Below are 11196 nucleotides of genomic sequence, written 5' to 3'. Positions count from 1 at the left end.
CAGTTCCTCGACCGATTTGGCCTTGCGCAGGTAGCGCGGCAGGATGCTGGGCGTGAAGGAGATCCTCTCCGTTCCCGGCTTGCGATCCCGCACCCGCGGCACCTTCACGGCGACCGGACCGATCCCGGTCAGGATTTCGCGCTCCGGCAAATGTCCGTGCCGCACCAGCCTGGCCCGGCCGTCATCGAGCCTTTCCTCAGCGAACGCGGCGAGGAGCGTTGCCAGCTCGGCCTCAACCGCTTGTTCGATAAGCTTGCGCGCACCCTCCCGGATGAGGTCCGTCAGCGGATCCGGCGAAAACCCCGATGGATCGGGCAGCGTGCTGATGGTAGTCTCCGACATGTGGCATATCCCTTTCTCGGCTGAGAATTGACGGCGTCTGAACACCGCCATGATATGCCGCCCCTCAGGGCATCACCAACTTTCGCGCGTTACTCTTCCTGTGGTGTCCGGTGCCGGTCTGGATGCGTTTGCTTCTGGTGCCGGGGGTCGTTGCGCTGTTCTGGCCCGACCTGATTGTCGAGGGCGTCGGCTTTGGGTTGGTCGTGGTCCTGCTCGGGATGAACTGGGTGCAGGCGCGACGGGCAAATACCCTGACCGGAGGCCCGAGCGGCGCACCGGGCGCTGCGGGCGGCTGAGCGCATGACCCTGATCAGGCCTTTCTTTCTGGCGGGGCTTGTCGGCGGACTGGTCTGGCTGGTCATGCAGAACTTTGTTCTTGGTGCGGCGCGCACGCAACTGGACCAGACGCTGCTGCTGACAGAACGTGCCGTCGAGGCAGAGGTGGAGCGGCTGCGCTCGCTCCCCTTCGTCGCCGCCGAAGACGCGCGGGTGCGCCGGGCTCTGGCCGGAAGCGGCGCACTGCAAGACGCGAACACCTACCTGGAGACGGTCGCGGCGCATGCGCAGGCCGGGGACCTGTTCCTGATCGACGCGCAGGGCGACACGATCGCCGCGTCGAATTGGAACCGACAGGGCAGCTTCGTTGGCCAAAATTACGGGTTTCGCCCTTATTTCCAAGAGGCCATGACCCAAGGCGAGGGCCAATTCTATGGCATCGGCGTCACGACCGGCGTGCCGGGGTATTTCCTCGCCACGCGGATCGAAGCAGAGGGCGCGCGCGGCGTGCTGGTGGTCAAGATGGACCTTCGACCGCTGGAAACCGTCTGGCGGACTGCGGATGCGGACGTTGCCCTTGCCGATCCGCATGGGGTCGTCTTCCTGTCGGCCCGACCCGATTGGGAATACCGTCCACTGACGGCGCTGGACCCCGACGTGCTGGAACAATTGGCCTCGACACGGGCTTTCGCGGGTGAGGATCTGGCCGCGGCCTTGCCGCTGCTGCCCGGACCGGCCGTCGGCAGCGATGCAAGAGGCGAAGGCTGGATCGGCCGCATCGCCACGATGCCGTCGACCGGATGGCAGGTGGTCGCTGCGCGGCCCACGACGGGTCTGCAACTCGTCTCCTTCGGGACGGCGGTGCTGGCCATGCTGGCGACGCTGGCTCTGATCGGCATGGTAAAAGCCCGGGATCAGCGCCGACAGATCGTCGCACTGCGGCTGTCACAAGCCGAAGCACTGGAGTCCATGGTCCGCGCCCGGACCGCCGACCTGGCGCGCGAAGTTGACGCCCGGACCCAGGTGGAAATCGACCTGCGCGCCACGCAGGATGCCTTGGTGCATACCGAGAAGATGGCGGCACTTGGTCGTATGTCCACGGCGATCGTTCACGAGATCAGCCAACCCCTTGCCGCGATGGAGGCGACGCTGTCGGCCGCGGAACTCGGTCTGGCGCCGTCCGATACGGCCACGGCAAACCGGTTGGCCAAGGCGCGCGGATTGATCCGCCGGATGCAGCGGACCACGAAACATCTGAAGAGTTTTGCGCGCAAGGATGTGGCGGAACGGTCGCTGATCGACCTAGGCGCTCCGGTAGTCTCTGCGCTGGAACTGGTGGCCCCCCGGGCGCGTGTCGTCGGTGTGAGCCCGGTGTTCCATCCTCCGGAGGAGAGGATCGAGGTCCTGGCGGGTGTCGTCCGGATGGAACAGGTAGTGGCCAACCTGCTGTTGAACGCGCTGGATGCGGTCGCCGATGTGCCCGACGCGCAGATCTCCGTCACGCTGACTGCCGGGAATGGTTGCGCGCGGCTGTGCGTCGCGGACACGGGCGCGGGCATCGCCGAGGCTGATCTGCCCAATGTCACCGAACCGTTCTTCTCCACAAAGGTCAGTGGAGAAAGCCTTGGACTGGGTCTTGCGATCTGCAAGGCGATCCTGTCCGACTTTCAGGGTACGCTATCCATCGAGTCGGTGCCGGGACAGCGCACGCAGGTCACCGTCACCATACCGCTGGCGATGCCGAACGGAGCAGAGGCCGCATGACCGCCCGTATCTTCATCGTTGACGATGATGCCGATCATCTTTCGGCCTTGGCCGATCTGATCGACGCCTCGGGCTATGCCGTGCAGACCTTTGGCGCGGCACAGGATGCACTGGACGCGATGGCCGAACAGCCCGATCTTTTGATCAGCGATCTTCGCATGCCCGGCATGGATGGCATGGCCTTCCTCCGGCAGCTTCGGCTGCGCAGGCTGGGTATGCCGGTCGTGATGCTGACCGGGCACGGCGATGTCGGCCATGCGGTCGAGGCCATTCGCGCTGGTGCCGAGGATTTCCTCGAGAAACCCTATGAATCCGCGCATCTTCTCGCAGTGATCCGCCGCACGCTGGAGGCGCAGGCCACGCGAAACGAGATCGCGCGGCTACAACAGGTTCTGGCCGAGCGCGCCGAGGACAGCATCCTTGGCCGGTCCCGCGCGATGCAGCAATTCCGCAAGCGCATCTCGGTGCTGGCTTCGGTCGATCTGGACGTGCTCATCACCGGCGAGACAGGGACCGGCAAGGAACTGGCCGCTCGCGGCATCCACGCCGCAAGCCCCCGCGCCAAAGCGCCGTTCATCGCGCTGAATTGCGCGGCACTGCCGGAATCCATGGCCGAGACCATCCTGTTCGGCCATGCCGAGGGGGTTCTGGCGCATGACGCGGCGGGCCGCGTCGGCAAGCTGGAGGCAGCCCAGGGCGGGACGCTGATGCTGGACGAAGTCGAGACCATGCCTATGGCCATTCAGGCCAAGCTGTTGCGGGTGCTTCAGGAACGCAGTTTCGAACGTCTGGGTGACACCGTGACCCGGAGTCTGGACGTCAGGGTGATCGCAACGACAAAGACGAACCTTCGTCTGCTCGATGGCTTCCGCCCGGACCTGTTCTTTCGGCTGGCGACGGCAGAATTGACGACGCCGACCCTGCGCGAAGCGGGCGAGGATATCCCCCTGATCTTCCTCCACTACGCGCAACTCGCCGCCCGCCGCTATGGCCGCGAGTCCCCCAGACTGCCCTGGGCGCTGGCGCAGAAACTGAAGCGGCAAGCCTGGAGCGGCAATGTCCGCGAGCTGAAATCGAGCGCAGAGGCCTTTGCCCTCGGGCTGGTGGAGTTCGAAGGCGGCGGGGTGCCCGCAACGACCCCGATGACCTTGGCCGACCGCGTTGCCGACTTCGAGGCCCGCGAGATTTCGGCTGTGCTGGATGCCCACGCGGGCAATACCTTGCGGGCGGCGCAAACCCTCGGGCTTCCGCGACGCACGCTGAACGACAAGATGCGGCGATACGGAATTTCGTCGGATGTCGAGCGCAAGCCGGACGTTTCCTGATATAACACCTGGACCGGCCTGGACGGACCGCTATTGGTCATTTCGAAGGTACCGTTGCCCGCAGTCGTCTACGTTCCGGCGGCAAGCCTGTTTCCTGCAATGTGCTCCGCATTGCTTCAGCCTTGAGATTGTCCCCAAGGACTGGACGCTCTTCGAAGTTTGCCGCCGGAGCCACCGCGCAAGAACAGAAGGGCGGGCCAATGATAGAAATAAATTGGCCTGAGTGCAAGGCACTGGTGGGTCGCCTCGACTACCAGACGCATAGCTCGCGCACCAGACTCGCTAGCGGACCGTTCTCGAGTGGTTGATGAGGGCTGGGGACCAGCCGTTACATCCCGTGTTGCGAAAGTCCTTCACCAAGGACGAAGCCGCTCGCGCGGCAATGGCGCCCGTGGCAGGCGTTCGGGACCGATCGCCACCCTGTGCATTTGGGAATGCGGGCACCTGCCTGACGATTGAGGCCTCTCAATCGACAGACAGGAGGTTCCCATGACCGGGGAGAGGATTCCGCACTGAGCCGCGGAAGCTGCCCGTGGTGTTCAGCGTCGAGGGGATGTCCGACATCCTGATGGCGGCGCCCGGGCCCGGCCTGAAGTATCGCGCGGCTCTCAGCATCTCCTACGGTGCCGGGCTCAGGGCTGCCGAGGTCTGCAATCTCAAGATCGGGGACATCGTGCCGGAGGCGCGTCTTTGACACGACAGCGACCGCATGCTGATCCATGTCGAGCAGGGCAAGGGGCGGAAGGACCGCAAGGTCATGCTGTCCCCCGGCTTGCTCGAACTCCTGCGCGACTACTGGCGCGAAGCGCGCCCCAAGGGCTGGCTTTTCCCCGGCAAGCCCAAGATCAACCCGATCTCGCCACGGCAACTGAACCGCGCGTTCACGTCAGCCAAAACGATGGCCGGGGTCAAAAAGGCGGCGACCCTGCACACCCTGAGGCACAGCTTTGCGACCCATCTGCTGGAGGCCAACACGGATGTCCGGGTGATCCAGGTTCTGCTCGGCCATGCCAAGCTGACGACGACGGCGCAATACACGCATGTCGCCACCAGGACGATCCGCGACACGGTCAGCCCCTACGAGATGCTGGCCAAGCTGCAGGATCACGCCGTGAAGCGAAGTCTGGAGTGACCGGGCGCCGGGGTGCCCCGGCCGACGCTGGAGATCGCTGACATCTTTCGCGCCCATGGTCCTGCGTGGCGGCGGGCCAATGCCGGGCATGTCAGCCTGACCCAGCTCAAGGTGATGTCCACTGCCCGGCAGTGCATTGCGAAGCAATGTCACGGGAGGGGGCAATCGAAGCCTGCCGAACCGAGGCGCTCGGCGGGCATGTGGCGGGCTGCGCCAAGTGCGGCCATCATCACATCGCCTACAATTCCTGCAAGAACCGGCATTGTCCGAAGTGCCAAGGGCCAGCGGCGCGCGACTGGATGGCCGCCCGCGCCGAGGACCTTCTCCCCGTGGAGTATTTCCACGCCGTCTTCACCCTGCCAGCCGAGATCGCGCAGATCGCCTTGTGGAACAAGAAGGCCATTTACGGCATGCTGTTCCGCGCGTCTGCGGAAACGGTGATGACAACCGCCGCCGATCCCAAGCGCCTCGGTGCCAAGATCGGCATGACCAGCGTGCTTCACACCTGGGGCCCTGCCCTGACGCATCACCCCCACATCCACATGATCGTGCCGGGCGGAGGACTGTCACAGGACGGCACCCGATGGGTCGCCTGCAAACCCGGGTTCTTCCTGCATGTCCGCGTGCTGTCCCGCCTGTTCCGGCGCCTGTTCCTCGAAGGGCTGGTGGCTCTGCATCGCGTCGGAGAACTGGCCTTCTACGGTGACCTTGAACGGCTGGCAAATGCGGATACTTTTGCCGCGTGGCTCGCCCCTTTCCGCAAATCCGAATGGGTGGTCTATGCCAAGCCGCCTTTCGGTGGCCCCGAGGCCGTGCTCGCCTACCTCAGCCGATACACACATCGCGTCGCAATCTCGAACCATCGCCTGATTAGCGCCGACGCCGGGACCGTCGCGTTCCGTTGGAAGGACTACCGCATCAAAGCCGGCGACAGGCAGAAGATCATGCGTCTCGCCACACCAGAGTTCATCCGCCGTTTCCTGATCCATGTCCTGCCAGACGGCTTCCACCGCATCCGGCACTACGGCCTGCTGGCCAGCGCGACCCGCAAGGTCAATATCGCCCGCGTCCGCGACCTGCTCGGGCAGCGTACGCCCGAACGGGAAGCGCAAGACCCGACGGAGCTCGCACCTCTTACCTTGCGGGAACCGTGCCCATGCTGCGGCGGGCCGATGCGCATCATCGAGATCTTCCGTCGCGGCCAGAAACCAATGTCGCGCGCACCGACGCGGGAGCAAGCCGCATGACGAAACTCCCGTCACTGTCACGAAAACCACTCCGGATCTTGCAATCGTCCCGGACAGGCTCAGCTTGGCCCTACACGGCGCCGTGCCCACGAACCGCCGACGGAATGCGCCATCCGAAACCGAGCATCATCACTTGGACGGATCAGGGCGCCATTGGGAACGGTCGGCAGCCTTCGAACCGCCCACCACGCTACGCCGTCGCTGGATACCTCAGCCCACTTTCCCCATAGACTGCGCCCGGCCAACGCGGCTTCCACCTTGGGAGGATTTCCAACGCGGGCCGACGAAGCGCCGCCAGGAAACGTTGCTCCACGGCCCGCATCAAAAATCCTTCACCAACGCGGACCTTCGACAGAGCATCTACCGCCGCAGCGCGGCTTCACCAAACCGGACATCCAAGGCATCCTGCAGCATTTTTGACAGGCCAAGGTCGGCTGTGCGCAGAAAGCTGACCTAACTAAACCAGAGCCCGTGCAGTTCCGGAAGGACTTGCCGCCAGGACAATGCTCCGCGGTCAGGGCTTCAGCCGGGCCATGGACGGGGAGGATAATGTTCCGGCGCATCAATTGGTGTTGAGGACCGCACCATTAGTATCCACAGGTCGAGACCGTCATCAGGTGACATTGGCCCGGAACGCACATCTTGCGTCTCGGCGGTGCAGGCTCTGGCGAATATTTGCCTTGGGGCTGGCGGTCCATTGCCACGAAATGCCCTGTCCGCCCCGGAAACTGGCCGATCTCCCGCGCAATACGCCTTAGCTTTTTCCCATCTCGAAGAGGAGTCGGGAGCACACTTGGGCGGTTGGCCCGATATGGGAGGAAGACCATGACGAAATTCGTGAAACACGCATCTTTGCGCAGACTGGGAACTGCCGTTGCCTTGTCGGTCGGCCTTGCTGTGCCGGCACTGGCGCAAGAGCAACTGTCGATTGCCACAGGCGGGACCGGTGGGGTGTACTATCCGATGGGCGGCGGGCTGGCCGAAATCATCAACACGCATATCGACGGATATTCCGCGACGGCCGAAGTCACAGGCGCGTCGGTCGAGAACATGGGCCTGATCGCCACCGGCGACGCGGACCTGGCCATCGGCCTGGCCGACACGGTGGCGCAGGCCTATTCCGGCACGGGCCGGTTCGAGGGCCAGCAACTGCCGATGGTCCGTGGGCTGGCATCGCTTTATGCCAACATGGTGCAGATCGTGGCGTTGAAGGATTCGGGCATCAGCTCGCTCGACGATCTGCGCGGCAAGCGCGTCTCCATCGGCGCGCCGGGGTCCGGCACCGAGGTGAACACCAACGCGATCCTCGCGGCGAACGGCATCAGCTATGACGATATCGAGGAACAGCGCCTGAACTTCAACGAAACCGCCGACGCGCTGTCCAACGGTGACATCGACGCCGGGTTCTGGTCGGTGGGCGCGCCGACGTCGTCGATCCTCAACCTTGCGACCACGCAGGACATCGTCGTCATCGCCCTGACCGAGGCACAGCTGGAGGCCGCAATGGCCGCGGACGCAACCTTTGCCCGGACGGTCCTGCCCGGCGGCAGCTATACCGGCGTCGACGCGGACATCACCGTGCTGGGCATTCCGAACGTGCTGACGGTCTCGTCCGAGATGCCGGACGAGGTGGCCTACAACGTCACCAAGGCCATGTTCGAGAACATCGCCGAACTGCAGGCGATCCACCCGGCAGCGCGCGAGACGACGGTGGAGTTTTCCCTGACGGCGACGCCGGTGCCGCTGCATCCCGGCGCGATCCGCTACTACGAAGAGATCGGCGCCACCGTTCCGGACAAACTGCGTCCATGATCGGAGCCATCCGGGGAAGGGGAGTTCAATGGCTCCCTTTCCTCCTTCTCTCGCTGCTGCCGGTTCCGGCAGGGGCGGATGCGCTGACGGCCACTCTCGAAGACGGAACGGAGATTGCCCGCCTGGACGTTCCCGAAGGCACCGGCTGGTGCGTGTTGTGGAACCATTCGGTGAAGGGCTTTGCGGTCTCTGACTGCTACGAGAACCGGGCGGGCCGGATGGTCCTCGTTCACGCGCATCTTCCCGACTTCGCCGCTGGTCTGGACCATATTCCCGGGCGCGGACGGCAGGTCACGGACGGACAGGGCGGCTACTTCATACTCGACATCGACGAACCGGTTCCGGGTGACGCCTATATCTTGCGCCCCGGTGCCGATCCCGTGAACCACCGCCTTCAGGTCGGAGACGACATCGTCTCCCTGACTGCGGTTGCGTCGCACCAAAGGGTGCGGATCGCCCTCGAAAGGACACAGACCCGATGACAATGCCATCCGACGACCCGCTTCCGCCGCCTGAACAGCCATGGATGGTTGCGCGTGCCATCACGGTGATCGGCATCGCGCTGTCGCTGTTCCAACTGTATACAGCAGGCGTGCAGCCGCTTGGGCTGTTTTTCCAGAGACCCATCCACCTCGGCTTTGTCCTGGTGCTGTGCTTCCTGATCTACCCGGCCTTCGGCAAGGATCGACCGCGCGGCGTGACGGGATGGATCATCGACGGCACCCTGATCGTGCTGAGTATTGGCGCAGGCGCCTGGGTACCGCTGAACATCGACATCATCGCCAACCAAGTCTTTCCCCGGACAGTCGACGTTGTCATGGGTGTTGCAACCATTATCGTCGTGCTCGAGGCCGCGCGACGTGCCGTGGGCCTCGGCATGACGCTGATCGGTGCCTTCTTCATCGTTTATGCCTTCGCGGGTAGCCGGGGTGAGTTGCCCTTTCTCGCGGACTGGATGCCCGGCATCCTCAATCATCGCGGCTATTCGCTGGAGCGTCTGGCCAGCCAGATGACGCTGGGGGCCGAAGGCATCTTCGGCATTCCGCTCGGCGTCGCGGCGACCTTCGTCTTCGTCTTCGTGCTGTTCGGGGCCTTCCTCGAAGTCACCGGCGCGGGCAAGTTCTTCATCGACCTTGCCTATGCCGCCGCAGGCCGTCAGCGCGGCGGCCCGGCCAAGGCCGCCGTGATCGCCAGCGCTGGCATGGGGTCGATTTCAGGCTCGGCCATTGCCAACGTGGTGACGACCGGCGCCTTCACCATTCCCTTGATGAAGAAGCTCGGCTACCGCCCCGCGCAGGCAGGCGGGATCGAGGCGGCGGCCTCCACCGGCGGGCAGATCATGCCGCCGCTGATGGGGGCCGGTGCCTTCCTCATGAGCGAATATACCAGCGTTCCTTACGTCGACATCGTGCTGATCTCGATCTTTCCGGCGGTGCTGTATTTCGGTACGGTCTACCTGCTGGTGCATATCGCGGCGGTCAAGCAGGGCATGACCGGCCTGTCCGCCGAGGACCTGCCCGACACGCGCAAGGTTCTGGCCGAAGGCTGGCATTTCCTGCTGCCACTGGCCGCCCTCGTCGCCCTGCTGGTGGCGGGCTATTCCCCGATGCGGGTGGGCTTCTACGCGATCCTGTCGATCATCGCGGCGGCCTCGGCGCGGGCGCTCTGGACCTTCGCCAAGTCTGGTCCGACGGTGTCGGGCTTTGTCGCGCTGTCCAGACGCGGCCTTGCCCTGACGCTCGAAGCGCTAGATCTGGGCGCGCGCAACGCGGTGGCGGTGTCCGTGGCCTGTGCCGTCGCGGGCATCATCGTGGGCGTCGTCGGCCTGACAGGCCTCGGGCTGAAGTTCTCGGCCATGATGATCGCCTTCTCCGGGGGCAACATCGTCTTGGCGCTGATCCTGGTCCTGCTGGCCAGCCTCGTGCTGGGCATGGGCCTGCCGGTAACAGCCGCCTATATCGTGCTCATCATCCTTGTTGGTCCCGCGCTGACTGAACAGTTCGGCATTCCGCTTTTGATCGCACATCTGGTGGTGTTCTGGTATTCTCAGGACAGCAACGTGACCCCGCCCGTCGCGCTCGCGGGGTTTGCCGGGGCCGCGATTGCCGGATCGAAGCCCATGGAGACGAGCATTCAGGCATGGAAATACGCCAAGGGTCTCTACCTGATTCCGCTCTTTATGGTGTTCAACGAACAGATCATCATCGGAGGGTCGGTGCCTTTTGTCCTCTGGGGGGGGGGGCTGGCGATCCTCGGGCTGGTGGCCTTTGCCGCAGTGCTCGAAGGCTTCCTGTGGGAGATATGCTCGAAAGTTGGTGACGCTTGATCAGGCGGCAGCTTGAATGTGGCGGACGCCGTCGCGGAACTCAACCCCGCTGATGACCTCTGGCAGGCGGTTCCGGCCGTCGAGCCTCCGCCATTTCTTCTGCGCCGACATCATCAGCCGGAAGGCCATGGCGAGCCCGGTCTTTCGGCTCAGGCAGCCCTTGGTTCGCCGGGTGCGGTGCCGGACGGTGGCGAAGGTGCTCTCGATCGGATTTGACGTCCGGATATGTTTCCAGTGCTCGGCCGGATAGTCGTAGAGGGTCAGCAGCGCGTCCCGGTCCTTGACCAGCTTGGCCACCGCCTTGTCCCATTTCACACCGTAGGTTTCGACGAAGAAGTTGAAGGCGACGTTGGCTTCGGCCTTTGTCCCGGCCTGCCAGATGTCGTGCAGGTGTCCTTTGGCCCTGGCCTGCGCCGATTTCGGCAGCGCGTTCAGCACGTTCATGGTCTTGTGCAGCCAGCACCGCTGCTCCTGCGTCGTGGGGAAGACTTCGCGCAGGGCCGTCCAGAAGCCGAGGGCACCGTCGCCGATCGCGAGCTTGGGATCCTGCGTGAGGCCGCGCCGCTTGAGATCGAGCAGCACCTCGCGCCAGCTCTGGGTGCTCTCGCGGAAGCCGTCGGTCATGGCCAGCAGTTCCTTCCGGCCGTATTCATCCGCCCCGACGATGACCAGAACGCATTGCTTTTCCTCGGCCATGCGCGGCTTGAAGTAGACACCGTCGGCCCAGATGTAGAGGAACCGCCGGGTTCCGAGGTCGCGCTTCTCCCAAGCCTCGTATTCGGACCACCAGTTGGCTTTCAGGCGGGTGACGGTCTTGGCCGACAGGCCCTTGGCGTCCGGCCCCAGAAGGGCGGCCAGCGCCTCGCCGAAATCGCCGGTGGAGACCCCCTTGAGGTAGAGCCAGGGCAGCAGTTCCTCGACCGATTTGGCCTTGCGCAGGTAGCGCGGCAGGATGCTGGGCGTGAAGGAGAT

Annotated in this window: 8 protein-coding genes and 2 pseudogenes; 8 read left to right on the top strand and 2 right to left on the bottom strand. The window is 64.4% G+C overall.

All coding sequences use genetic code 11. From position 1 onward, the window contains the following. A partial coding sequence (locus ACP16H_RS26195) for a transposase (RefSeq protein WP_425075083.1) occupies positions 1–342 on the bottom strand: 342 nt, incomplete at its 3' end. Between the two features lie 122 nt (positions 343–464). On the opposite strand from ACP16H_RS26195, the gene ACP16H_RS26190 reads away from it, so the two are divergent. The 8 genes and pseudogenes from ACP16H_RS26190 to ACP16H_RS26155 all read left to right on the top strand — a co-directional run bounded on the left by ACP16H_RS26190 (position 465) and on the right by ACP16H_RS26155 (position 10224). Continuing rightward, the gene (locus ACP16H_RS26190; protein ID WP_425075082.1) at positions 465–638 is read left to right on the top strand and encodes a hypothetical protein; all 174 of its coding nucleotides are present in this window, start codon (positions 465–467) and stop codon (positions 636–638) included. Between the two features lie 4 nt (positions 639–642). Then, positions 643–2382 carry a sensor histidine kinase gene (locus ACP16H_RS26185; protein ID WP_425075081.1) on the top strand — a complete coding sequence of 580 codons (1740 nt, stop codon included), beginning with the start codon at positions 643–645 and terminating at the stop codon, positions 2380–2382. After that, a complete protein-coding gene (locus tag ACP16H_RS26180) occupies positions 2379–3707 on the top strand; it encodes a sigma-54-dependent transcriptional regulator (RefSeq protein WP_425075080.1) in 1329 nt (442 codons plus the stop codon). The genes ACP16H_RS26185 and ACP16H_RS26180 overlap by 4 nt, the downstream gene beginning before the upstream one ends. 505 nt (positions 3708–4212) lie before the next feature. Beyond that, a pseudogene (locus tag ACP16H_RS26175) lies at positions 4213–4839 on the top strand (tyrosine-type recombinase/integrase); the annotation flags it as partial. A 12-nt stretch (positions 4840–4851) separates the two neighbouring features. Continuing rightward, positions 4852–6086, top strand: a pseudogene (locus ACP16H_RS26170) (IS91 family transposase). A gap of 825 nt (positions 6087–6911) precedes the next feature. Further along, entirely contained in the window at positions 6912–7898 is a 987-nt protein-coding gene (locus ACP16H_RS26165) for a TAXI family TRAP transporter solute-binding subunit (protein ID WP_425075079.1), read from the top strand. Beyond that, positions 7895–8380 carry a DUF1850 domain-containing protein gene (locus ACP16H_RS26160; protein WP_425075078.1) on the top strand — a complete coding sequence of 162 codons (486 nt, stop codon included), beginning with the start codon at positions 7895–7897 and terminating at the stop codon, positions 8378–8380. The genes ACP16H_RS26165 and ACP16H_RS26160 overlap by 4 nt, the downstream gene beginning before the upstream one ends. Next, positions 8377–10224 (top strand): TRAP transporter permease, encoded by a 1848-nt coding sequence (locus tag ACP16H_RS26155; protein ID WP_425075077.1) that lies wholly within the window; start codon positions 8377–8379, stop codon positions 10222–10224. Before ACP16H_RS26160 ends, ACP16H_RS26155 begins: the two co-directional genes overlap by 4 nt. Here the strand turns inward: ACP16H_RS26155 and ACP16H_RS26150 are convergent. Next, positions 10225–11196 (bottom strand): IS256 family transposase (locus ACP16H_RS26150; protein ID WP_425074722.1); only part of this gene is annotated, 972 nt, incomplete at its 5' end.

Origin of the sequence: Sagittula sp. S175 (assembly GCF_049800975.1) — a bacterium.
GTDB lineage: Bacteria > Pseudomonadota > Alphaproteobacteria > Rhodobacterales > Rhodobacteraceae > Sagittula.
This window is presented reverse-complemented; position numbering and strand designations above follow the sequence as displayed.

Bases quoted from the DNA above. Each gene is read 5' to 3' on its own strand.
- ACP16H_RS26190 (WP_425075082.1), top strand. From the start codon at position 465: ATGCGTTTGCTTCTGGTGCCGGGGGTCGTTGCGCTGTTCTGGCCCGAC.
- ACP16H_RS26185 (WP_425075081.1), top strand. From the start codon at position 643: ATGACCCTGATCAGGCCTTTCTTTCTGGCGGGGCTTGTCGGCGGACTG.
- ACP16H_RS26180 (WP_425075080.1), top strand. From the start codon at position 2,379: ATGACCGCCCGTATCTTCATCGTTGACGATGATGCCGATCATCTTTCG.
- ACP16H_RS26165 (WP_425075079.1), top strand. From the start codon at position 6,912: ATGACGAAATTCGTGAAACACGCATCTTTGCGCAGACTGGGAACTGCC.
- ACP16H_RS26160 (WP_425075078.1), top strand. From the start codon at position 7,895: ATGATCGGAGCCATCCGGGGAAGGGGAGTTCAATGGCTCCCTTTCCTC.
- ACP16H_RS26155 (WP_425075077.1), top strand. From the start codon at position 8,377: ATGACAATGCCATCCGACGACCCGCTTCCGCCGCCTGAACAGCCATGG.